Consider the following 26,247-nt stretch of genomic DNA (forward strand, 5'->3'; position numbering starts at 1 on the left):
ATCTTTACCGTTTGTCAATGAAATATGGCTTTTTGGTTTCTCGTGCTAGAGGGGATAACGATGAGCGTTCTGTATCTGCCCTAATATTCCAAGATCAAGAATGGCTAGCAGTTATTTCTACTATAGAGAATGCCGACACGCTTTCAAAAATAGATTGTGTAAGGTTTGAAAGTACTAAAATAAGCTCTGAACTTTATAAAAATATATTAAAAGAAAAAAAATTATATATGTCAAAAATAAACCTTAAACTTGAAAAATTTCGTAAAGCTTTTATGAAGCTTGAAGATATTTATTTAAAACCGACAACAGAAGATAGGGCTTATATTGATGCCACTATACAAAGATTTGAATTTACTTTTGAACTCGCTTGGAAGTTTTTAAAAGAATATTTTTCTCAAAAAGGCACATTTCTTCACTATCCTAAAGAAGTGATAAAGGAAGCTTTTGTTGCCGGTATTATAAATGATGAGAGTTTATGGATTTATATGCTTACTGATCGTAGTAATATGATATCTTATACTTACGATAAAAAGCTTGCTGATGAAATATATAACCGAATAAGAACTTATGTTCCTGAACTTAAGAAATTACTAAATATCATTGATTTAAAGATTTAATAATACCTTGCAGAGTTTGGACTTCAGGGGAAGAGAGACTATTTATACGTGTAAATATATTAGTGATATTTTGTTGCATAACAGTTTTTTTGTCGGGAGCCTTGAAGAATCCAGCTTTATCGAGTTTGCCGAATAAATTTACTAAAAAATGCTCTATTTCTTCTTTAGTAGCTAATTTTTGAATGTTATGTACATCCTATCCTCTCTGGGCGTAGAATTACGCAACAACTCATAGCATATAATAATAACCGCTTGAGCAATGTTTAATGAGCTAAATTCGGTTGTATTAATAGTGATAATCTTAGTAGCAAATGCGATTTCTTCGTTGCTAAGCCCATTATTTTCCCGTCCGAACATTATCCCAACTTTTTCAGAATTTGGATAATCTAAAGGTAAATTTTGTGAAAATACATAATCTTTATTCATAGCCCTTTTAATGCAAGTAGTAGCATATAAATATTCGAGGTCTTTAATGCTATCCTCTAGGCTATCAAAAATTTTTGCATGATCTATAATATTAACCGCTCCGACTGCATTACTACGTGCTTGCTCATTAGGCCAGCCGTCTCTTGGAGCCACGATTCTAAGCTCATTTAAGCCAAAATTCTTCATTGCTCTTGCAGTAGCACCTATATTCGCACCCATTTGCGGGGTAACTAATATTATTATTGGATTCATTTTAATAATTTTTTGTAACTAAGCAGGTATAGGCAATCGCTACGGCGTCAGCTTCATCAGAATTGGTAATTAAGGCAGTGCCAGACAGCAAAAGCTTTATCATATGCAACATTTGGTCTTTCTCTGCATGCCCATATCCTGTTACGGTTTTTTTTACCGTATTTGGCTTAAACTCTCGCATGTCCAAATTATATCTACCGATCAGCGACATTATCGCCCCTCTAGCATATCCAAGCTTTAAAGAAGTCACGCTATTAGTATTAACAAATGTTTCTTCAATCGCTGCCATATTTGGTTGATATTCTAATATTACTTTTTCTAATGTACTATTAATAAAAGCAAGTCTATGATGAATTGCATCCTTACTATTTGTTCTAATAATACCACTAGCTAAATATTTCAACTGTGCGGTCTCCTTTGCCACTACTGCCCATCCAAGACTCCCAAGTGCCGGATCAATCCCAAGTATTATCATGATTATTTAATGTTATTTTTATTGGCATTATTATATGGCTTTTATGTCATTCCCGCTTTCGGGGGAATGACATCGAAAACGATCCAACAAAGCCTGTCAAGCCACAGGGTGACAGCTTTATATCTTCATATACTGATAAAATTCTTGATTATTCTCCCACATCTCACGCACCTTAACGAATAAAAATAAATGAACAGGAAATCCAAAAAATCTCTCCATTTGCATTCGGGATTTTGCTCCTATTTCTTTGATTTTAGAGCCATTTTTACCGAGTATTATAGTTTTATAGCTCTCTCTTGAAACTACTATAACTTGATTAATCTTTACGGATTTGTCTTTAAGATCTTCCCATTTTTCGGTTTGTACGGTTAATTTATAAGGGAGTTCTTTCTGCAAATTTAAAAATAACTGCTCTCTTGTAATTTCTGCTGCAATAAAACGCATAGGTAAATCCGTTATGTCGTCTTCCGCATAAAGCCAAGGAGAAATTTTGGCCTTACTTGTTATATATTCAAGTAATCCATCAATATTTTTGCCTGATAAAGCAGATATAGGAAAAAGCAAACTATCAGGATGATTTTCTGTTAAAAAAGCTTTAATGTCATTTAGATATTTTGATTCGATGTCTATTTTGTTCAATAAAAATATCGGAACAATATTAAGTGAGCGAAGCTTATCTACAATATTATGCGTTATATCATCAAACGACTTTAGACTATCAATAATTAACAGAACTAAATCCGCACTATGCAAACTAGACCACGCACATCTTACCATTGCTTTCTCTAAGCTCCCTTTCGGCTCAAATATACCGGGCGTATCGTATAAAATTACCTGTGTATCTTTTAAGGTAATAATACCAGTAATAATTGACCTAGTAGTTTGAACTTTTGGGGTAACGATTGAAAGCTTCTCACCGATTATTCTGTTTAATAAAGTTGATTTTCCGCTATTAGGTCGCCCGATTATACAAACCGATACCGTTTTCTGATTAGACATCTTCCCAAACTGCACTTCTAGAGGTAATTGAGACGTCGATCCAGTACTCGCATCCTCGCGTACTGCAGCGGCCAGTGCTTCCGTGTCTCCTTTAAATTCCTCTCTATAAGCAAATTTGGCAAGATGTCTATTAGTCATTTTTAAGTCTATGCAATAAGCTGCGTGCTGCGTTTTTCTCTGCTTCTTTTATTGCGTGACCAGTGCCTGTTTGTTCATAATCTTTTACTTTTACAAGAACCGTAAAAGTCGATGAATGGGAGGCTCCTTCTCTTTTTATCAGACGATATATAGGTAGGTGATGATCACTAGCTTGAGCCCATTCTTGTAAAGCAGTTTTTGGGTCATAATCCGTTAAATTCTGAACTTTTATAAATTCTGCCCATAACTTCTCGATAATATCATGGGTTGTTTCAATATTGCTATCAAGATATATAGCTGCAATTAAAGCTTCCGTGGCATTTTCTATATTATTAAGATTATCACGCCCACCTGCTACTTCTTCGCCATGAGTCATAATTATATAATTTTTTAAAGTAAGTTTAGCTCCAACCATGCATATTGTTTCTTTGCAAACCAAATATGATCTAATTTTAGCTAAATTCCCCTCATTATAATTTGCAAAATTTCTAAATAAAATTTCTGTGATTACTAAATTTAATACAGCATCACCTAGAAATTCTAATCGTTCATAATCTTTATCATCCTTGTACTCGTGATGTTGCCTTAAAGACGGGTGACTCAACGCCTCTATTAAAAGCTCTTTATTTTTGAAACTATAGCTAAGTAGCTTTTCTAACTTCTCAAATGATTCCATTACGCATCCGTGTTATAAAGATTTCTGAAAATTCGATTTAACCTAACAGATTCAATCCATGGCTTTAACTTTAGTACTAGATTAATAACTCCTATATCATTATCCCACCAAGTTATTTTTGTTGAGAACCAAATAAATTGTGCTTTAGCAATAAAATTTTCAAACGGTACAAATCCAAGATTTACTCTACTATCATTTGACTGATCTCTATTATCCCCTAAAAAGAAATATTGCCCTTCAGGTACATAAAAAACATCCGTATTACCGTATCTATCATTATATATAACGCCATAAATAGGAGCAAGCTTATAAGAAAAATATGTTCTACCGTTTGGCAGTATTTCTTTAAACTTTAAATATTTTATTCCCTCTTCGCTTATATAAGTTCCAACTTCCGTGCGTTCTATTTTTTTGTCGTTAATATATATTACGTCATCAATCAATTGAATTTTATCACCGGGTAGCCCTATTAAACGCTTTATATATCTAACACTCATATCGTTAGGCGGACGAAAAACTACAATATCGCCACGCTCCGGTTCACGAGCAAATATGCGCCCTTTAAAAAGAGGAATAAAATCAAAAAAAGATAAAGAATAATTACTATAACCATAACTATATTTCGTAGAAAATATATAATCATTCTCAAGTATGGTTGCTTTCATAGACCCGGTCGGAACGGTAAACGGCTCCATAATAAGTATTCTAATAAGTAAAGCGATACATATTACAAAAGCAAAAGACCCCCACTCTTGCTTAGCTGTTTTATTAGTGTTTGATTTTGTATTATCTGTTTGCATAATCTCTTAATTATTTATAAATTGGAATCGTCATCGCGAGGAAATTACAAAGTAATTGACGAAGCAATCTCAGGAGTTTGTTATTATTTCATGAGATTACCACACTCCTTTCTCCTTTCAGTCGCTTGCAATGACGGCTTAGTATCCACGCAGGCAATATCTCCTCGCAATGACGATAAAAAGTCAAACCACACTATCACTCTTTATCCTTGCCTCAATCTCGCTTCTAAAATGGCGTATCAGCCCTTGAATCGGCCAAGCTGCCGCATCACCTAAAGCACAGATAGTATGCCCCTCTATTTCTTTCGTAACGTTAAGGAGTTCGTCTATCTCAGATTTTTTGACATTACCTTTAACTAGTCGCATCATAACTCGCCACATCCAGCCCGTACCCTCACGGCAAGGAGTACATTGCCCGCAAGATTCATGCATGTAAAATTTACTAAGCCTTGCTATTGCATAAATAATATCGGTAGATTGATCCATAACTATAATACCGCCTGTACCAAGTCCAGAACCTGCTGTTCTTAAACTATCAAAATCCATATCCACTTCACATAATGACTTAGGAAGTAAAGGCACGGAAGAACCGCCCGGGATTATGGCTTTAAGATTATCCCATCCACCACGAACACCACCCGCATATTTCTCAATCAATTCTTTTAACGAAATGCCCATTGCTTCCTCAACATTACAAGGCTTGTTAACATGCCCTGATATGCAGAAAATCTTAGTGCCCGTATTGTTAGGTTTACCTATACCAGCAAACCAGCTAGCTCCTCGTCTTAAAATGGTTGGCACTACTGCGATAGACTCAACATTATTTATAGTAGTCGGACAGCCATATAACCCAAAGCCGGCAGGAAAAGGCGGCTTTAAACGAGGCATACCTTTTTTGCCCTCTAAGCTTTCAAGCAATGCCGTTTCTTCGCCACAAATATAAGCACCCGCCCCACGATGTAAATAAATATTACAATCAAAGCCCGAACCGCAAGAATTCTTTCCTATTAACCCTTCTTTATAGGCTTCATCTAAGGCACGCTGAACATTAGAGGCTTCATTATAAAATTCACCTCTAATATAGATATAACAATTATTCGCTCCTATAGCAAAGCTTGCAAGCAAGCAACCTTCTATTAATTTGTGCGGCTCAAACCTTAATATATCACGATCCTTACAAGTGCCAGGCTCAGACTCGTCGGCATTTACTACTAAATAGCAAGACTTCTCTAAATTTTTAGGCATAAATGACCATTTCATACCGGTAGAAAATCCGGCACCTCCTCGCCCTCTAAGCCCTGATTTCTTAACCTCTTCAACGATGAAATCTCTACCTTTATCAAGCAAAGCTTTAGTATTCTCCCAATCGCCTCGCTTCTTGCTAGATTTCAAATCATGGCTTTGCTGCCCATGCAGGTTAGTAAAAATTTTGTCTTCTTCTTTTAGCATAAACTATTCTCGTTATGGCTTAAAAACGTCATTGCGAGGAAAAATTGAAAATTTTGACGAAGCAACCTCGTGCCAAAATCCTGAGATTGTCATGCAGGCCACGGCCACTCGCAATGACAATAAAGCCGGCCCAAGCAACAATGCCTGCTCGCAATGATGATTCTTTACCTTTCTATTACTTTTTTATTAAACTTCCTATTAACAAACATTGTAAGTATCGGAGCAGAGATAAAAATTGAGGAATAAGTACCGGCTATTATCCCAAAAAATACAAGTACGCTAAAACTACGGATTGCCTCACCGCCAAAAAGAATAAGGGCTAAATTGGCAAGTAGCGTGGTAATGACAGTTAAAATAGTTCTTGATAAAGTCTCATTAATACTTAAATTTATAATTTCCGTGATATTTTTTTTATGATATTTACGTAAATTTTCTCTAATCCTATCATATATTACTACCGAATCATTAACGGAATAACCTATAATAGTTAACACTGCAGCAATAGTACTTAAGTTAAAATCAAGCTTTGTCATACTCATAAACCCAAGAGCGAGTATTACGTCATGCACTAAGGCGATAAGTATACCAAGACCAAAATACCACTCAAAACGCACCCAAATATAAACCATAATCGCTAAGAAAGAGAATAGCATCGCCATAGCCCCCGCTTCTATTAGCTGCCTACCGACTTGCGGACCGACAAAATCTACCTTACGATATTCAAACTTATACGGAAAATTACTTTGCAAAAATCCTTTAATTAACTCAATATTTTTCATGAGATTTTCTTCACTACTACTACCGAATCTAATCGATAAATCACGCTCACTACCGAAATTCTGTAAGACCACCTCACCTATTCCAAGCTTGCCTAGAACCCCACGCATTTTTGGCAAATCAGGAGCTTGATCAAGCCTTACTTCAATAACTATACCGCCGGCAAAATCAATACCGAAATTAAATTTATATATACCGATCGAAATAAAGCTAATGAGTGATAAAATAATTGAGAAAGTGTAACTAACTTTTTTAAAATTCATAAAATCAAAATCGATTTTATTAGGTAAAAGTCTTAAAGGATAAATTTGCATTATTATATATTTTGTTGAATAAGGATTATATTTGTATTATATAGTAAATTCAAAAAGGTTAAATGATTTTTTATGTCAGAAGTAGTAGTAAAAGAACAATTAGAGCAATATATAAGCAAAATAGAAAGATTAGAACAAGAAAAAGCTGATTTATCTCAAGAAGTAAAAGATATCTTCCAAGATGCTTCTTCACATGGATTTGATGTTAAAGCTATGAAATCTATATTGAAACTAAAGAAATTGGATAAAGATAAACTTGCCGAGCAGGACGCTATGCTTGAGCTTTATAGAGATACTTTAGGGATTTGAGGCATACGTCATTGCGAGGAAATTACGCAGTAATTGACGCAGCAATCTAAGGAGTTTGTTATTATTTCATGAGATTGCCATGCAGCCTACGGCTGCTTGCAATGACGTATTTAGTATTCACGTAGCAATGCACTCTTTCGCAGTAATGACATAAGAGATACAAATATATTTAAGCTTTTGCTGCCTTAGTGTTAGCAATAGGGATATGTCTCTCTTTAATTCTAGCCGACTTACCGCTTCTATTTCTTAAATAATAAAGTTTAGCACGACGAACTACTCCGTATTTTACTACATCAATAGAGTGTACTATCGGCGAGTAAGTCATAAAGCGTCTTTCGACTCCTTCACCGTGGCTAATTTTACGTACTAAGAAAGATGAAGTAATACCGCGATTTCTTTTTGCGATAACTACACCTTCATAAGCTTGAAATCTTTCCGTTAATTTTTCCTTACCGTCTTTCTCAATCGATCTATCAATAATTTTAACAGTTACCTTAACTGTATCGCCGGCTTCAAAATCAGGAATTTTTTTATTTGCAGTACGCTTTGAAATATTTTCCTGTTCAAAGCGGTCAATAATATTCATTTTTTAACTCCTTAACTCTATAAATCTTTAAGTAACTCCGGACGGCGTAATTTAGTAATCATATGTGATTGCTCTTTTTTCCATTCATTAATTAGCCTGTGGTTACCGGATAACAAAACACTCGGTACAGCTCGATCACGCCAAATTTCAGGTCTTGTATATAGACTGCATTCAAGCCCGCCCTTAAATTCCCCGTCTTCTTCAAAAGACTCAGAAGATAAGGTATTTTGGTTCATTAAAACACCTGGCAGTAGTCTAATTAAGCAATCGAGAATGGTGAGGGTAGGTATTTCTCCGCCGGATAAAATGTAGTCGCCTACACTAATTTCTTTAACATTATACTCTTCAATTACACGTTCGTCAATCCCTTCGTAACGTCCACATAAGAATATGAGGTTTTTATTTTTTAACATCTCTTTAGCAAAGCTTTGGGTAAAGACTCTACCGCGAGGTGAAGGATAGTACATTTCAGCATTAGGATTTAAAGCAAGAGCATGATCTATGCTACTGCCTAGAACATCAGGACGCATTATAAGCCCGTTACCACCGCCATAAGCCTCATCATCAATATTTTTATGCTTAGTTAAACCGAAATCTCGAATATTAATAACGTCATATGACCAAATATTTTTATTTAGTGCTTGTCCTGCTAAAGAATGTCCTAGAGTCCCAGGAAACATTTCAGGAAAAACGGTTAAAATTGTGGCATGAAGTATAGACATACGTTTAAAATAGTAGACAGTACTAATTAACGCAATAAAATTATAATTTAATTATTTATCCCACCCACCTGTCCTATAATCTTCTTTTCTTTGTTTTTTAGCAGCAGCTGTTGTACCACTCCTAAATGCTTCAGCTTTTTATTGATGCGTTTTATGAGCTTGATCACTTTGAAATTTTTGAAATCCTGCTTTCTTAGCAGCTTCTATATTAATGGACTTGTTATTTTCTCTAAGCATCTCATAGCATCTTTATCTAAACTAATACCTGCTTCTTTTGCTTGCTGCTCTATTTTTAATGCTGTCTTATAACCTGCTGCTGCGTTTTTAGCTATAACTTGCCTCTGCATCAACCCACTTTTCTAGAATCTTTCTTCATTGCATCATTATATGGATTTATCTTATTATTTTTAATATCCTTTATTTGTTTTTCTGCTTTCTTTTTATCAAAAAATCTTCTGGCATAACTTCCCCCCAAATTTAAGTTAAAAATATATCTATAGTTGCATATATTTCAAAAAAAGTTAATAAAGAAAAATAGAGGTATAAGTAATTAAAAATTAACCAATTTGTGTTATAAAAACTTCATCACTTCCTCAGCGATGATTAGCTCTTCGTTTGTCGGCACAGCGAAAACTTTAACCTTACTGCTTTCAGCACTTATTAGATGCTCATTTTTTTGGTTTTTTGTATCATCTATTTTAATGCCTAGCCATAAAAAGTTTTTCAGTAATCATTTCTCGTATTACAGCGGAATTCTGTCCAACACTGGCAATAAAAATTAGACAATCAACTCCCTCAAGTGCAGCAGTTAGCTTACCTATTTCAAGTACAATGCGATACACAAATAAATCTATAGCAAATTTAGCATCAGGTGAGTTATTGGCAAGCAAAGTACGCATATCGGAGCTTTCACTGGACATACCGAGTAATCCTGATTTCTTATATAGTAACTCGGTTACTGCTTTCGTAGTCATTTGCTCATGATCGATAAGATATAACACTACTCCAGGATCAAGGTTACCTGTCCTTGTACCCATCATAACACCGTCAAGTACGCTAAAGCCCATGGAACTTGTTAAACTAAGACCGTTTTTAATAGCACATAGACTACTACTGCGTCCTAAATGAGCTATAATAGTCTTTGTAGGTAAATCTTCCTTTGTCATTTCGTTAAAATGGCTGCTAACATATTTATATGATAACCCATGAAAACCGTAACGAATTATCCCTTTATCATAATATTTTTTCGGTAAACCGAAAGCTTTTGTAATAGGAGGATTGGTAAAATGAAACGACTTATCAAAACAAGCTATATGTGAGATTTTATTTTTGAAGAAATAAAGCCAGTACCTGCAAATTATAAGGTTGATGCAAGGGGCTTAGAGGTATTAATGGTCTTAAATCTTCACTAACTTTTTCATTAACAATAACCAGTTTATTAAAAATTTTCTCGCCATGGACAATACGGCGACCGGTTGCAATTAACTTGAGATTTTGTTGTTTTTTCCACCAATCTTCAAAAAGATCAATAATCATTTCAATAGCATCATCTTTAATGTCGGTAGCAGATGCCTGTGTTTTATTTATATGAAATAATATTTTATTATCATTTTTTCTAAAAAAATATTATAAATTTTATCCTTAACTTTTTCATTCTGCATTTCAAAAATAGAAATTTTCAAACTAGATGAGCCGGCATTAGCTATTAAAATAACATTTTTCATTATTTACCTGCTTGGATATGTAGCTTCACCTTAGTGTGATTATAAATAAATGAAGCAAGTACACAGGAAATAAATACGTATATCCATAGGATCGGCTCTACTTGTTAAAATAATAGGCACACGGGCTCCAAGAACGATACCCGCCATAACCGCTTGACCCAAATATTTTAGCTGCTTTGCAAGCATATTGCCTGATTCAAGATCAGGTACTACTAATATATCAGCATTTCCTGAAACTGAAGAGCTAATGCATTTTGCTTCTGCAGCAAATAAAGAAATAGCATTATCAAACGCAAGCGGTCCGTCAACTATAGCATTCGTAATTTGCCCTCTATCTACCATTTGCGATAAAGCAGCAGCATCAAGGGTTGTAGGGATTGCAGAAGTTACCGTCTCAACTACCGATAATACCGCAACTCTAACCTGCGTGTCTTCTCTGATCATATGCATTAAATCAATAAGCATTCTGCACTATATCACGCTTATCTTCTAGAGTAGGACGAATATTAATAGCAGCATCGGTAATAATGAACGGTTTTGGAAATGTAGCAACTGCCATTAAGAAAGCATGGCTTATACGACGTTCAGTACATAGAGTCCATTCTCCTTATAAACTACCACAGACATAAGCTTATCAGTATGAAGCGCCCCCCTTTGGCATAATAGCCGCAACTTCCCTTTTCTTCGCAAGCTCTACGGCTTTTTTTGCTGCTTCGTGGCTATGCTCAACATTAATTACTTGATAATCCTCAAGATCGACATTATTAACTTTTGCTACTGATTCAATTTTATGTTGTGGACCAATCAAGACCGGTTTTATTACATTAAATTGTGCCGCTCTAACTGCACCAAGTAATGATTCTGTATCGATCGGATGAACTACTGCAGTTTTAACAGGCTTAAAGCCGTCGGCTCTAAATAATAGATCGATGAAATGCTTTGCTGCTTCATCACAGTCAGGATCGTTGATTTCTTTTGGAGGAGTATAAGTAGTACCTAATTTCTTAGCTAGAATGGCATCTAAAAAAGTCTCGTTTATTATATGTTGCTTCTTCATAAACCCCTTAATAAATTAATCACTAACTTAATTAGATCGTATATAAGTTAATTAATAAAGGGAAAACTAATTATTGTTTTTAGCGGGCATTTCTTAAATGCTATTAACGCAACAGTGTATATTCGAATTCCGTGTAGGCATTGTTGCGTAGTTCGGAAAATACCCTTATAATGTCATTCCCGCAGAAACGAGAATCCAGTCAAACATAAAAAAACTTGTTTTTTTATATGCTTATTTTATCAAATATGTAACTTCTGTATCAATATTGAAGTTATTTTTCTGGATTCCTGCTTTCGCAGGAATTACATAAGAGCTATATATCAATCATTTAAATAATTTCCAATTTCGTTCTTGCGGTGGAGAATCTTCTCTTCCTTCAAAAAAAAAATCATTAGTAGGATTTGAGCTTAGTTCTGTAAATAGTTCTTCCCAACTTTTTGCGGTTTTAAGCTTTTATCTGATGATAAATACTTGAGTTCTTCAGAACCATTTTTAGTTTAATCGTTCATCAATATGTTTGTTTTTACATATTCTATATACTGTAATTGTTTAAAAAAACAATTATTAGTTATTCTACTTCATATTTCTTAAATGATCTTCTAATTTTCTTAGCTTTCTACCCTCGTTTACTATAGGCTTTACATAGGTTTGCATTTTGGCATTTTCTCTATATTTATTAATCTTATCGATCTGAGCATTGACTTCATCGGTAATGACTTGCTTTCTATCCTCTATTTTATTTAATACTTCAGTACTATATTCATAATTTTTAACATCAGCATTAAAGTTATTAAGCTCTTCTGTAATCTTTTGGTCTATTTCAGCTCCCTCGGCGGTATCTTTAACTTTTTGTGCTATTAATGCCGGCATTTCTTCGATCTTGATATCATCTCTTTTGAAATGATCTTTAAGCTCTTTATAAGTTTGCTCTAAATTTTCCTGGGCTTTCTCGTGCATAATATCATAATGCTCTTGGCGACGAATATATCGATCTCCATCTATAAATTCTGCATATTTTCTATGAGCGTTATCTATCATATCGCGCATCTGAGAATCAGTAGCTTTCTCACGCATAAATCTGTCGCCCATCATTACCGGTTCACCTTCCTCAAATAACCTACCATGCACCTCATGAATAAGCTTTCTTTGAGCTAATTCTTGATAATATTCCACATCACTATGTCTACCTGCTTTTTCTAGTCTTGCTAGATATTCCGGTGATAATATATCTGCTTGAACAGCTAGCGCCTCCTTATTAATATGCATTTGGAGCTCTTCATGTTCTCGTGCTTTTTCATCATCTTTTAATTTTTCGCTATAAGTTCTAAGCCTTGGATCGTTATATTCAAAATCATGCCATTCGGCACTGGTTAGATTACCCTCATAAGCATCACGTAAATCTTTACCGACTATTGCAGTTAAAGCTCCTCTTTTTATTCCTGTATAACCTGCATATATTTTTTCGCCTATACCTACACGCTTTTCTTCTTTTAATTTACGTTTTGTATCAACACGATGCTTTATCTCTTGCCAACTTCTAAGCACTCCTATATTCTTACCGAACAGACCAACACCTCGCCCGGACATTTCTTGGTGAGCATTTTTATAAGCATCTTGATAATCTCTAGTAAAGTTTGCATCGCTAGCGAGTTCACGTAAGTTAGCATCTTTTAATGACTTATCAAGCTCAGCTTTTTGTTCTTTACTTAAAGCAGCGTAATCTTTCACTCCATATTTATTTGCAGCAATTTTATCTCGAAGCTGAGTAAACTTCATTTGCGATAGTTCTTTTGCTTTTAATTCATTCCCCTTAGGTAAATTCTTTAATAATCCTGCAATACCGTTTTCATAATCCGTAATAGCATTCATTTTTACATCTTTAGAATCTATACCGTATTTTCTTTTAACCTCATTTTGTACGGTTTTATTTGCTGAAGAACCGAGAGCTTGCTTTTCAAGCCTTCCCATCATCATATTTTCAAATTTCTCGGCAAAAAACATACTAACTTGCTCTTTCCCTGCACTTACACGGCTAGTTACAGGTGCACTTACCGTCTTAGCCACATAATTTAGCGGTCTATTCATTTGTTTCGCTGCAGATTCATAAGATTGCTGATTAACTTTTTGTATTTCTGTTAAATTACCTGAAGTACCGGCAATAAATTGTGCCGTCGATATAGCAGTATCGTTAAATTTACTTAGCAAATAAATAGACACAAAAATTAGTAATATCCCGTCAAGTTGGACAAATTTCCCATTTATAAAATTACTAATTCTTTTTGCATCTTTAACTAAATCTAAAAACGGTAATTCAATATAGCGTTCATCTATACACTCATACGCAGCACAATGCTTACATTTATCAGGGTCATTCTTACAAGAATCATCTACTATTATATGATCTTTAGGAACTAATATATTTGCTTTGTGGAAATTATTTATACCGCCTTTCATCGGTACTGGGAACCACCAATAAAATATTGAATGACCCAGGCTTGGATCTATATCCTCAAGGAAGCTACCGAATATTTCATTTATCGGACCTAAATTAGGAAAATCATGTTTACATACTGCAAAACCAAGCGTTGAATATATTTCGGTTCTGATGATCATTGAAATAAAAGCGATACCGGTAAATAAAATTATAGGCTGTAATGCATATGATATTAATTGTCTTAACCAATTCTCAAATAACGAACGAGTTATATTAAACAACATGAAACAAATAAATATCGGTCCCATAATTATAATCATACCGATAGTTATAAGAGCGGTTAGATAGGTAATAGTGGCTTTAAATATAAGAAAGAAAATAAAATATAAGGCTATTAAATATAGAATTATATATATAAAACCAAGCCAATCAACAAATAGTAAAGAAAATAATTTAGATAAAGTTTGAGGAGAAATAAGTAACCCAAGCAAGCTTTGAGAACCGGGACCGGTAGCCGAAGCTTCATTAATTATTTGCAGTATTTGCTGAACCCCATCAATAAAAAATACGAATAAATAATCATGAAAAAATGTCCAAGCTTTATCAGTACTTAATAATATTGAGACTATACTAACTTTTAATATTCTAACTATAAGTTCGACATGAGTAAGGTTTATATTACCTATTAAAAAGGAAAAACCTGTAAACATTATGTATAGAGTTAAAATAGCCGAGACACTCATCCTATAACCCGACGTATCAATTATTTGTTGATAAGTTTTCTTTATAATCCCATCCTTACCAAATAATACTCCTTTTATTAAATCCGTTAAAAATTGTAGCGGATCGGGTCTAGTATCAGTAACTCCAGACTTTATTACTAATCTATATTGCCCGCTATTATCATTATAAAATTTATCTATAATCTTAAAATAAAGAGGAGATTGAGCATATTTTGACTTATCTTCACCTTTATATTGATAATTTATACCGCCGGCTTCCAAGAATTGTCCTGTACTACTAGTACTATAAAATTCATAGCCCGAAGTAAGCTCCTCTCCTAAATGCTGAGTTATACCTTGCGGTTTACTCTGTGAGTCCGGTGAAATATTGGGATCGGTATTTTTAGCGGCAATAAGAAAATAAAGCCCGACACCGTTTGTCATTATACATGGAGCATTACTAATCATTGCATCATTTTGATTTGCGGGATTAGGAGTACACATATCAAGTCTAGTATTATCCCAAAAAGTACACGGTTGTAGCTTAACGCAAAAAGCAGCCAAAGTAGTTGTGTTATTTTTTTGACCATACCATGGACACCATGCAGATAACTGACCTGAAGTATTTTTATCGCCAAGTATATAACTCCACGGTCTTACCATAATGGTTAAAGGATAGCCGTTTACTTTATAAGTACTATCACGCCATGGTGCTACCTGATTACCTTCCTGTCTTGAAGTAATTTCTTCCGGATCATATCTAGCAGAGACATTGAATTTGATAAAACCGAAATCATCAGGGTCAATACAAGTATCGCCGGTACAACCGGAAAGCAGCAATAGCGATATTAATAATGTAATAAAAATATTTTTGTTCATTTATTATGTGTTATTTCCATATGTCTTAATTTCAATGTCATTGCGAGCGACCATAGGGAGCGTGGCAATCTCATGAAGCAGTACTAAATTCCTGAGATTGCTTTGTCAATTGCTATGCAATTTCCTCGCAATGACGGTGAAAATATTTACAATTATTCTTTCTTCTCTCCTTCCTCTTTCTTCACATCATTACGCTCAGCAAGAAATTTATTTGTAAATTCACCACCTACTTCCGGTTTTCTAGCTTTATAATTTTGATCAATTATCTTGTCTTTGAAAACTCTAGCCGGAGCCATTGCAACCTTTTTAATCGGTTTTGTTACTGAATCTATATCCTGCATAACGGCTCCCACAGGATCAGAACGTTCTTGATAATTTCCTGATATTCGTGCCGGTGTAACATTTGTAAGCATTCCAACTACTATATTTACAAAAGTTACTAAACTATATGACATCAAGCAATATGAATAAAATAATAAAGCCGTAGTAAATAATACTAAGAAAGTATTAGCATTGTTCGTTAGAATATTCGAGCTACTAATTTCTGGAACATCCGGTACATAGAAAGGTATTCCGGGTAAGAACGGTAATGTAAAAGAGAAATTAATCGGAATACCAAGATGTGTTAAATCAAGCCCTATTTTTATTGGTATAAGAGTATCCCAACAGGCTCTAACTACCACTTTTAAAAGCTGCTCAGATAAAACCTGATCTATCAATAAAAAGAAAATCAATAATATTGTCGGCTGCACTACATAGCTAAGCAATGTCGATATCCAATTATCAAATAAACTTTTAGTTTTTTCAAATAACATTAATATTATAAAAAACGGTGCCAATGAAATCATAACAGTTACCCCTATGAATGCAATCACATAACCTATTATAACTTCTAAAATAGCTCTAAAATAAGTAATAAGTGAATAAATGGTTATAATAGCGATAAATGCTAAACCATTATGTATTTGTAATAATTCAATAAATAGTAATCCCCAAATCCTACCGTTAGTATATTTATCAAATATAGGATCAATAAAGCCAAAAATATTAGATCTAGAGCTTGTAGCACCTACTACGTTAGTTACAAAGAAATCAATACCGTCAGTAAATGCACTAAAGAAGTATGTATTAAAGAAGCTCCAACTTTCTTCTCTAATTAAAAAAGCTACTATAGCTATTTTGCATATACGTGTTATTACTTCTACGGCAGTTAATTTTAATGCTCCTGTAACGAACATTAGCCCAAATATAGTAACATAAAGGGTTAATGCAGTTTTAGCTAAATTCTGCACTGCAGAATTTTTAACTAACTTAATATAAAAGTTTTGACTAAAAGTTCTAAACTGATCGGTAATAGGTTTAATAGCACCGTTATATATTATATCAGAAAACCAAGTTGTACCGGTATAATTAGCATAATTTACACTAACTACCCCTTGTATATTACTATTAGGATTTACCACCCTTAACCATAAATATCCATCCTGCGGGGCATCAGTCGCAAAGTTATAATCTACCGGCATACCATGAACAGATGGATCAGGTAATGTACCATCAGACGTTATTAAATATTCTAACTTTATATTTTGTTGATCATCAGGATTAATTAAATTTGCCCCATTACCTATTTCAACAATCATCGAATAACAACCAAAATATAAAAAATTAGCTGACCAATCATTCTTATTTATATAATCTACAAAACTAGCATAATTTGAAAAATTTCGGCTCCAATCACTCATTAAAACTGAATTACTAAACATGTTACTAACTTGCCAATCGCTAGTAAAATCCATAGTACCACCGCTAGTGGCTTGATAATATATAAAGCTACTTTGAGTACTGCCTGAATTTACAAAACTCTGATCTTGTCCCTTAATAACCTGCCCGCCTACTTTAATTATCATCCCTCTACCTTGATCGTAATAGCAAGCAGGGCTAGTATTTATACCGGCATTAGCAGGACAAGCCTTAATTAAGCCCATGAAATACTGTACCGCTCCCGTTATCATAGGCTTACCGACTATTACTCCATTATCGGTATTTTTATACTTTGTAGCAGTACCCGTGCCGCTACATACACTTTTTCTTTCCTCATCTATCATATTACACACCTGCTCTGCAGAAGAGTAAATTATTCTATTATCAAAATCTCCAAGGTTACTTTGAGTATAAAGTGCAGAAGCAGCGAATATCGAGCTATCAAGTTCCTGTGTTAAAATATTATCTACGGTATTAGGAAGTTTTAGAGTATTAGGGCTAAAAAAATTATCTTTACCAACTAAACTAATATTTACTACATCGCCGGCCTTAACTTCAATTCTCGAATTACCGTTAGAATAGTTAAAATATTTAACAAAATCAGACATTTTAGTAAATGAAAGTGCATCAAGGTCTTTATCAGGCGGTATAGTCCCCGGTGTTTCACTGTTATTGTCCGTAACAAAACGAGGAAATCCTAAAGCTTCAAATTGTAATTTAGAATAATTATAAGTTTTAATGAAAACTTGCGGCATACTAAACCTTGGATCAATTCTATATAATACTAGATATTTTCTAGGTTCAAGAGTAATACCTGAAGTAGACCAATTTATTTTTAACAATTTACCTTTCTGAACAGTATTACCTGTTGATTGCCAAAGTCCGGCTGTAGATACACTAATTCCTATATTACCCTCTTTAAAACTTGTAAATTTAGGCACTTCTAAACAACCGAATAAGCTTTTTAACCCGCTAAAACTGGTTGACATCCATGAAAAAGCATCATCGGCTTTAGCTGGCATCGCCATAAACAAAACTAATAAAACTAAACTCTTAAGAATTTTCATAATTTTAAATTGTTATCCAACACGTCATACCGTGGCTTGTCCATAGTATTAAATAGTAAACCCGTCATTGCGAGCAACTGTATGGCTGCGCGGCAATCTCATGAAATAACTCCTGAGATTGCTTTGTCAATTATTTCATAATTTCCTCGCAATGACGATTTTCGATTCACCCTCTATTTCGGTGTTTCAGGTTTAGGTGGTTCTTCATTTGTCTTCTCGCCCCCTTCTTTTGACGTATTTTTCCTATTTTTCTCAGCCTGATCTAATATCTTATTGCGTTGTTTTAATCGTGCTTCCGCTCTGCCGGTAATACCTTGTCTTGTTTTATCATCCATTCCTATTGAACTTAATGCTTTTTGTCCTGCATCATGAGACATTTTACCACCAATTTCAGTAGCCGAAGGCCCAACAGCACTAGTTAATTTTACTACCATACGTCCTGAAAATTCGACATAACCATACATACCGTAAGCAATAATAACTAGAGCTACGATATTTTGCATATTTACTCCCATCATACCCGACATATAATCCATTCCCCAAGGGGCAAACCAATTAATACAGAAGATAGGTACATTCAGCAAGGCAATAGGTAAAATAGTACCGATAAACGGAATTTTTATCGGTAAAGCACATTTCCAACACACGCTATAACCTAAAACAAAATCTAGATAAATGGTAAAGAGTTGTGTTAGCACTATAATACCTGCCATCATAACTACCGGTTCCATCATATAGCGGATCGTAAACCTCACCCAATTATCAAATAAATACCTAGTAAAATCAAATAATAAGAAACTAATAAATAAAGGAGCTATACTGATTAGTATACAAGTTGCCATAAATGCCATAATATAAACGGCAACAGCTCTAAGCGCCGTAATAATTACTATACAAACCGCAATAAAAGTAATTATAAAATATATAATACCGCTAAGCCCAAGAGAAAGAAGTGCAAGTAATTGAGCGATAAAGGTTTGACTAAAAAATATTTTACTCATTACTGCATCTAAAAACATGAAAGGATTAGAAATAGTATTAGTAGAAGTAAACAAACTATATCCACTCATATTAGCAATAATTGAGTCTGAAAAATTGGTAATTGCATCAAAAAGATAGTTATTGAAAAATTCAAATGTATTACCGTTCATAAGTCCGCTAACTACCCCGATTTTTGCTATTCTAATTACTAGCTCTTTTTGGTTTATCTTAGCAAAACCAAGTAAAAACATTGCTCCGTAAGTCATCACATACAGAATTAAAATTGCTTTAATATAGGTAAAAAAGTTAGTACAGGACGAACTATCATTAGCTTTATAACATACCATATTTTTAAAAATAGAAGTAGCAGCCCCTTGCACTTTAGTTTTAAATAACTGAAGTAACGGATTCATTACTTTAATAGTAAAACTTCCTACTTTTAAGGATGTTGAGAAATGTACTTTATAGCTACCTTCACTATCTTTATAGTCCCTTAAATTATTACCCGGATCATTTAGAATTTTCATCCATATATAACCCGCCTCATTTGCGTTAAAGCTATATTTACCTTCACTATCAACGTTAATTCCTTGAGGTGAATAGGTTTTACCGCTAGTATTCGGGTTTTCCGAAGGCTTTACTATGATGTATTGCACTCGTCCTCGATCATCAAAAGTATCGTTAAAACTATTACCGTTTTCTCTATAGCATTTAGTCTGTTTAATATTTAAAACGTATCCTCCCGTATTCTTACTACTATCTTGTGAGGTAGGCGACCACAGCCTATATTGTAAATAACTTTTTGCAATATTACTGTTAAAAGGTATATTATATATAACTTTATATAAATATTTACCGTCTTTATCTTTATAGTCAGACGGTTGATCTGTATCTGCAACAAATTTAGCAAATTCTAGCTTAGAAGGCAGAGCTTGACTTACAGAACCCGCATCATTCATTTGATATATTAACCCAGTTGGTCCTTTGCCTCCTTTACCGTCCGCCGTATACCAAAATCTCCGATTCTTTTGAAAATCTCCATCGCTACATATGCCCGAAGTACAATGTACACCTCCAATATAATCTTTATCTTTTGTACGACGATCGTGAACAGGATCAGGACATTGATCAACTGGAGGAATATTAGCATTATAAGAACATTGAAGGGCTGAATAGTCGATAAATAATTTACCTGTGTTGTCAGACCACGAAAATGTAAAACTCCCATCATCTAGGTAGTTTTCTGGTGCTGGTCTCGTTATATTAACCCAAGCCATACATTTCGTTGTACATTCTGGTATCTTTTGACAAGACGCAACACAGCCCAATGCTCCCCAGTCGCAACCTGCTTGCTCATACCAGTTAGGGCACCTCCATGTGACGTTACAATTCCAATACTGCTCTTTTAACTCGCAAGCATTGACATACTTACCTGAATAAACAGAATATTTTCCACAAATTGGATTATAAGTAGTTTTATTCTCTGAACAATCTTGCGTAACTTCAGCACCTTTAAAAGCATCTTTAACTGTCGCATCCGTATTGGCAAAATTAGGAGATACGGAAACTAAAACTCTATCATTGGCGTATAATTCGGCAATATTACGCCATTCATTATTTTTTGCATCCATTATTAGAGAGACAGGTGGATTATTTGTATCGTTAATACGAGGAATCGGGATCATTTGACCGTTATCGTCTAAATTAGATCCAGCCCCTGTACGTTGTAAATTATCTTTCGGTATATAAGCTAAACACAAACTAACCTGACCGACCACTTGTAAATTCACCGGTTGGCTGTTTTCTACTAGCACCTGAGTATTTAGCCATTCACCGTAACGAGTAGGATCAGGAACAAGCAGAGTCGTGCCGTCGGACAACATCTTAGTAGTGTTTACATAATTAGCATTAGCATTAAGGGTTACAGTACCGGTTATTGAATCCGTTCCTCCTTGACCGTCCGACGCATATCTCATGTAGCAGCTGTCACCGACTTTTACTGCTCCTATCATACCAAGTGCTGCAAAAATAAAGCAAACTAACGTTGCTACTATAGCAAGTACTCCTAAAACTTTTAATAAGTTACCCTGCATATTCTATCATTTACCTCCACCCGAACCGCTTGCTAAATCCCCGCCTTGCTGCTCTCCCTCTTTACGCTTACCTCCAACACCCGGCTTATCTCCTACCAGCGGCTTACCTCGCAAAGCCATAGCAGCATCCTTAAGGAAAGCTGCTCTTTTCTTTACTAAACCAACGATTTTAGTGGGACTTGCCGTTACTGCATCCATATTAGGACCATTAGTTAAATCAGAAGCAAATCGCCCTATAGATTTAGAGAAGTAATAAAAAATAACCGAAAATACTAATACGCATAAAAGTTCTGCTAAAATAGATACAACATCTCTAACAATTGATTTTATTGGAAAAAGTATCAATAAATGCTCTTCCCAACCTTTACCTGCATAATATTCTAACATTTTATATCCAAAACTTTCCTGACATTGATCTGCCCCGCCAACAGGAAGCCTTAACTCAAAAGTACTAAATCTAATATCCCCTTTTTCATAATCATATCTAAGGAATTCACAATTTTTAAATATTGCGGAATCATACATAGTTATTAATAAAGCTATAAAACCTGCTACTACTGCCGGCTGCAATGCACATGAAATACATACTTTTAGCCACCCGTCAAAATAAGCTTTTGTACGAGTAAATAGAGCCATAGGAATGAATATAGGAGAAATATATGTCATAACGTAAATAGTAATCATGCAAACTAAATAATGCGTAATAAAATATAAAAGTATAGATAAAAATATTACAGAAAATACTAAACCTGCTGCAAGTATAATAACATTTCCGGCCATAAAGAATCCAAACATAACGGTAAAAAATCTAAGTGCTCCTGCTTTACTTAAATCCTTCGGTCTGTCATTTTTGCCTTCAGGATCAAAATTAGGTATAGGTGTATTATTACCACGGGGACCATTGCCGACCACATTCCCTAACACTCCATTCTTATCTATATTATAAAGTAAATCCAAGCCAAGATAATAACCTATACGGCAATCAATCGCGTCCCATAAACCGTAAAATTTATAACCGTCCTTATACTTTGAATTATCAAATTGACATAATCCTCTAGAACCTGCTGCATTAAAGATCATCTGTGCAAAGTCCGGTGCTGCTCCTGTCAAAAGAGGTAATCCATATTTTAACATACCGTTTTCTTTTGTCGGCTGACCGCCGCTAAAATCTAAAGGTCCAAGACCGATAGAAAAATAAGCAACAAATAAGAATTTTATTACAAAAAGAGCTATTTTTTCAGTACTTGCATATTCTGTATTTAGAGCCATATTAAAGGCAAAAAACATAGTATAAAGAATTAATGCCGCACCTATAATTCTCTTTAAATAACCTTGAAACGTAGAAAAAGCAGCAAGATTAGTTATTCTAGAATTTTGATCTTGAACACTACAACTCTTTCCAGCAAAAAATATTTTATTAAGCGTTTCACTCAAACACTGAACTGCAAGACCGGAAAAATTAATTAACGATTGACTATAATTTGCTCCCGTATAGCAACTTTTTCCTATATTACAATTCTCATCCTCAGAAGGAGGTGGAGTCGGTGTAGCACTCAAAGATTTACATGCTACCGGCATCGGTCCCCTTGACGTAGGCATAACTAAACATAGATCATTATCCCATTTTTTAACCGTTAAAACGATATTCTTTAATACAGGATTTGCTCCAAGATCAGGATTATTATCGGTACTTAAATCACTAATCTTTTTAGATTCACCTTCATTTAAAGTATACATGGTGCAAGGGCTACTACTACCTTCTACATTTTTAAAACAAAACGTTATACTAGACGCAACTGAGTTACAATTACCTCTCGGATCCTTCATATCAATATTACGAATTATATAGCCATATGCCGTGTCCGTTTCTAAATACCCATCTGAAGTAGTCGGTAAACTAGAACATGATTCTCCAAAGCCGGCAAAGCTAGCTAAGCTTACAGATGCTATACAAACTGTAATAAATATCTTTAAGGTTTTAAGAGTTTTCATTAGAACTATTATCTTTTTTTTCTGTTACTACGCCGCTTTTTACTAACTCATCCCATGCCTTTTCAGCATTTGCACGTCGTTCTGATATTTCTCCTCCTTCTTGTTCTCTTACTCTTCCTCCTCCGGTTGCTACTAGTTCATTCCATGCTTTTTCTACTTTTACACGTTTATCTCGAATCTCTGCATTTTCCCGTATCTGTTTTACGCCTGTCGGATTATCATGTTCCTTTAAGTTAAAACTATAATCAATTACTCCTGTACCTTTACTTGTGCTGTCAACTTTTTCTTGTGGAGCTGCATTATCAACTTTTTCCTGTGAAGGCGGAGTATTATCAATCTCTTTTTTACTTTCTTGATTATTATCTCTTATGATTTTTCCAACACGTGGTGCAGGTGTAGAAATAGAAGTTCTAATACTAGCAGACGGTGGTGCAACAGCTTCTGTAGGAGCAGGAGGAGTAACAACATCTGATGCTTCACTACTTACAGTTTTTGGGCTAGAAGTTGCTACAGAAGACGAAGCTGTCGGCGTTGTTACCGCAGGTGCCGACGTACCTCCGCTTGCAGCAATATTATCATTTGGTAGTCCGCCTTTCCCTACCTCTAAATCACTTGCTCCTCCACCTTGACCAGCTTTTAAATCACCAATTCCTCCTCTACTTGCTATCTGATCGCCCCCCTTAGTTGCAGCACCCGCAGTAGCAAGTACTGCCATAGCTGCCTTAAATATTGCTTGCGGTTTTATAGCAACATTATTAAGAGCTACTCCTTCCGTCATATCTGCAGCAAATTCAGCTAGCTGACTACTAAAATTATACATCAAATACAATGTAAAACATGCCATAACTAACGCAAGCAAAATATTTTTAATTTTCTCAAAAAGCACTTTTGGAGACATGAAAAACATTCCGGGCCCTAAAACTACTCCTGATAAAAACTGGAATTTAGCAAGAAATTTATCGGTAGGGGTATTACCCGGTTTACTATCGACAATTTCACTTACACTATCTTTTGTAAAGTTAAATACCGTGGTAATAGGGTTATTTAACATATAACCTAAACTATTTTGACAGCTTTCTACGGCATCTTTATCAGGATACTGTGACGTATCATCCCAATCATTATTAATGTAAAATATTAAAACATCCCTCTTAGAAGTAATGCCACCTTGAATTTTGTCTTCTATACTATTGTGAATTAACTTGCTCTTATATTGACATTTACCGTAGAAACCATAATCATATACCGAAAACATCGTGATCATAAAAGTAACTACCACCATAGGTTGTAGCAAGAACGAGATCATTAGTTTAACCCAGCTCTCAAAATAATTTCTTGTATATGCGAATAAAAACATAGGTACAAAAAGAGGAGCCAAAATACCGAGTATTACTATAGATATCATACACATAATCGTTGCATTAACCATAAAGGCAGCAACCGAAATCACAAGTAACGGATAAGAAAGAGCGAGTGACACCAACATCATATTACCGGAGATTATCGCCGGAATTAGCAAATAAATATATGGTGGAGCACTAAAACTAAAGAAATCAAAATTTAAAAAATCATGACTGCGATAAGCATTTTCGACAAGTAACGTAGATAATATATCAAGCCCTAAATAATGAGCTACCCTACAATCTAATGCATCCCATAATGCAATATAAGAAACGGTACCGTCATAAGAAAGATTGTTAAATTTACATAAACCGGACGGAGCAGCATTCATAACCCAACTTGCTAAACCGTTTATACCGTCAAGTAAGAAAGGAAACGCCCACTGAATCATGCCGTCTAACCGGTCATACGGAGAACCATTACCAGGGGTTATATTAATTCCTATTGAAAAATAAGTTACGAATATCATTTTCAATATAAAATTTATATACTCACTTTTTGGCGGCACTTCACCTGCAAGTAATAGTTTAAAGCCAAAAAACATAACATATAAAGTTAGAAAAGCCGTAACTATTTTATACATTCCTACTTGAAACTGAAAGAATACACTATCTTGCCTTGAAACCAAATTAACCACTTGGCTTACATTATCAAAACTACAAACATCTTTACTAATTAGTAATCTAGCAATCATTTGCCTCATACATTCTATAAGAGGAGAAGTCATGACTACTGCAGTTTTTGAAGCATTATAAGCTTTTTGATAACATCCATCACCCGCTGCACTACAGGAAACTAAAGCTAAAGGATCGGTAGGAGTTTTATTTGGATCCTCAATAAAATCCTTATCTGCTACATCCATAAAGCTATTATACATGGATTTTGGAAACGGCTCTTTCATATATTTACAGCCAACGGGAACGTCTCCTGTAAATCCTTTTGTCGATACGCATATTCTATCTTTATCTTGAATAACTTTCCAATATATTACAGGAAAGCCTAAATCAAATGCAAAACCGTCATCACCGGGCTTACCACTATATGGAACATGATATTCCTTTTTTTTATTTGCCCACGCTGTCTTTATATCATCCCAAGGGTCGCTCCCTGTTAAGACGGCTTTAGCAATAGCAAGTGCCGATTCTGCAACAGATTTTGCCCGAGATACAATTAATTTAGCATTATTACATAAAGCAAAGCGTAATTCTGGATTTTTAGGATCAATTCTGTTTTCACGAGTACATTGACCTCCGGGAAAATTCCCAAAGTTACTATCGTTAAATAAATCACTGTCGTTTATTTTAAGCTTTAAAAACGTATTCATGTATAAAACGGGAGAGACAAGATTCATTACCGCAAAAGTAAAGAACGGAGCAACAATACATGTATGAGAAAATTCAGTACGCAGCAAATCACCCACGCCTTGGGTTTCGCAAGTTAAGCCACTCAAAATATCTACAATGCTATCAAGAGTATCTTTAGCATGAGTTTTAGTAACTATCCCTAAATTTAGGGCAAAGCTTAATACTAATGTTATAAGTATACTACGAGGAAATAATTTCATAACTAGTTACTTGCCTCGCATTGTAAAAATGT

General features: G+C 34.7%; 17 protein-coding genes and 3 pseudogenes. 2 read left to right on the forward strand and 18 right to left on the reverse strand.

Annotated elements, in window-relative coordinates; translation table 11 throughout:
- The first annotated feature begins 17 nt into the window (after positions 1–17).
- Positions 18–617 (forward strand): nucleotidyltransferase substrate binding protein, encoded by a 600-nt coding sequence (locus RSIB_RS06000; protein WP_004996658.1) that lies wholly within the window; start codon positions 18–20, stop codon positions 615–617.
- Here the strand turns inward: RSIB_RS06000 and RSIB_RS06875 are convergent.
- The 7 genes and pseudogenes from RSIB_RS06875 to secF form a co-directional block, all read right to left on the reverse strand.
- A pseudogene (locus RSIB_RS06875) lies at positions 598–1,295 on the reverse strand (RNA methyltransferase). The gene RSIB_RS06000 and the pseudogene RSIB_RS06875 sit on opposite strands and share 20 nt — an antisense overlap.
- A 1-nt stretch (position 1,296) precedes the next feature.
- Complete coding sequence (ruvC, locus tag RSIB_RS03315; RefSeq protein WP_004996663.1) at positions 1,297–1,770, reverse strand: crossover junction endodeoxyribonuclease RuvC; 474 nt, start codon at positions 1,768–1,770, stop codon at positions 1,297–1,299.
- A 117-nt stretch (positions 1,771–1,887) separates the two neighbouring features.
- A complete protein-coding gene (era, locus tag RSIB_RS03310; RefSeq protein ID WP_004996665.1) occupies positions 1,888–2,907 on the reverse strand; it encodes a GTPase Era in 1,020 nt (339 codons plus the stop codon).
- Complete coding sequence (gene rnc, locus RSIB_RS03305) at positions 2,900–3,583, reverse strand: ribonuclease III (protein WP_004996667.1); 684 nt, start codon at positions 3,581–3,583, stop codon at positions 2,900–2,902. The genes era and rnc overlap by 8 nt, the downstream gene beginning before the upstream one ends.
- Positions 3,583–4,383 carry a signal peptidase I gene (lepB, locus tag RSIB_RS03300; RefSeq protein ID WP_004996669.1) on the reverse strand — a complete coding sequence of 267 codons (801 nt, stop codon included), beginning with the start codon at positions 4,381–4,383 and terminating at the stop codon, positions 3,583–3,585. Before lepB ends, rnc begins: the two co-directional genes overlap by 1 nt.
- Before the next feature lie 183 nt (positions 4,384–4,566).
- Positions 4,567–5,832: an NADH-quinone oxidoreductase subunit NuoF gene (gene nuoF / locus RSIB_RS03295; protein ID WP_004996672.1), complete on the reverse strand. Its 1,266-nt coding sequence runs from the start codon at positions 5,830–5,832 to the stop codon at positions 4,567–4,569.
- Between the two features lie 164 nt (positions 5,833–5,996).
- Positions 5,997–6,923, reverse strand: a complete 927-nt coding sequence (gene secF, locus RSIB_RS03290; protein ID WP_004996674.1) for a protein translocase subunit SecF — start codon at positions 6,921–6,923, stop codon at positions 5,997–5,999.
- A gap of 72 nt (positions 6,924–6,995) precedes the next feature.
- On the opposite strand from secF, the gene RSIB_RS03285 reads away from it, so the two are divergent.
- Positions 6,996–7,232, forward strand: coding sequence for a DUF2312 domain-containing protein (locus tag RSIB_RS03285; RefSeq protein ID WP_004996682.1), 237 nt, complete (start codon positions 6,996–6,998; stop codon positions 7,230–7,232).
- A gap of 169 nt (positions 7,233–7,401) precedes the next feature.
- On the opposite strand, the gene rplS is transcribed toward RSIB_RS03285, so the two are convergent.
- From rplS to RSIB_RS03250, 11 genes and pseudogenes are all read right to left on the reverse strand, one after another.
- The gene (rplS, locus tag RSIB_RS03280) at positions 7,402–7,818 is read right to left on the reverse strand and encodes a 50S ribosomal protein L19 (protein ID WP_004996684.1); all 417 of its coding nucleotides are present in this window, start codon (positions 7,816–7,818) and stop codon (positions 7,402–7,404) included.
- A 17-nt stretch (positions 7,819–7,835) separates the two neighbouring features.
- Positions 7,836–8,540, reverse strand: a complete 705-nt coding sequence (gene trmD, locus RSIB_RS03275; RefSeq protein ID WP_004996686.1) for a tRNA (guanosine(37)-N1)-methyltransferase TrmD — start codon at positions 8,538–8,540, stop codon at positions 7,836–7,838.
- Positions 8,541–8,743: 203 nt separating this feature from the next.
- Positions 8,744–8,890 (reverse strand): hypothetical protein, encoded by a 147-nt coding sequence (locus RSIB_RS09125; protein WP_208853726.1) that lies wholly within the window; start codon positions 8,888–8,890, stop codon positions 8,744–8,746.
- On the reverse strand, positions 8,887–9,015 hold the full coding sequence (locus RSIB_RS10205) for a hypothetical protein (protein ID WP_014410358.1): 129 nt from the start codon (positions 9,013–9,015) through the stop codon (positions 8,887–8,889). Before RSIB_RS10205 ends, RSIB_RS09125 begins: the two co-directional genes overlap by 4 nt.
- Before the next feature lie 96 nt (positions 9,016–9,111).
- Positions 9,112–10,264: pseudogene (locus tag RSIB_RS06885) on the reverse strand (acetate/propionate family kinase).
- Positions 10,264–11,321 (reverse strand): annotated as a pseudogene (locus RSIB_RS06890) (phosphate acetyltransferase). Before RSIB_RS06890 ends, RSIB_RS06885 begins: the two co-directional pseudogenes overlap by 1 nt.
- A 573-nt stretch (positions 11,322–11,894) precedes the next feature.
- Positions 11,895–15,356, reverse strand: a complete 3,462-nt coding sequence (locus RSIB_RS03270) for a type IV secretion system protein (protein ID WP_004996695.1) — start codon at positions 15,354–15,356, stop codon at positions 11,895–11,897.
- A gap of 152 nt (positions 15,357–15,508) precedes the next feature.
- On the reverse strand, positions 15,509–18,184 hold the full coding sequence (locus tag RSIB_RS03265; RefSeq protein WP_016728029.1) for a TrbL/VirB6 family protein: 2,676 nt from the start codon (positions 18,182–18,184) through the stop codon (positions 15,509–15,511).
- A 173-nt stretch (positions 18,185–18,357) separates the two neighbouring features.
- Entirely contained in the window at positions 18,358–21,258 is a 2,901-nt protein-coding gene (locus tag RSIB_RS03260) for a TrbL/VirB6 family protein (RefSeq protein WP_004996702.1), read from the reverse strand.
- Positions 21,259–21,264: 6 nt separating this feature from the next.
- Complete coding sequence (locus RSIB_RS03255) at positions 21,265–23,250, reverse strand: TrbL/VirB6 family protein (protein ID WP_004996705.1); 1,986 nt, start codon at positions 23,248–23,250, stop codon at positions 21,265–21,267.
- Positions 23,237–26,215: a TrbL/VirB6 family protein gene (locus RSIB_RS03250; RefSeq protein ID WP_004996707.1), complete on the reverse strand. Its 2,979-nt coding sequence runs from the start codon at positions 26,213–26,215 to the stop codon at positions 23,237–23,239. Before RSIB_RS03250 ends, RSIB_RS03255 begins: the two co-directional genes overlap by 14 nt.
- Positions 26,216–26,247 lie beyond the last annotated feature (32 nt).

Origin of the sequence: Rickettsia sibirica 246, from assembly GCF_000166935.1 — a bacterium.
Taxonomy (GTDB): Bacteria; Pseudomonadota; Alphaproteobacteria; order Rickettsiales; family Rickettsiaceae; genus Rickettsia; species Rickettsia rickettsii.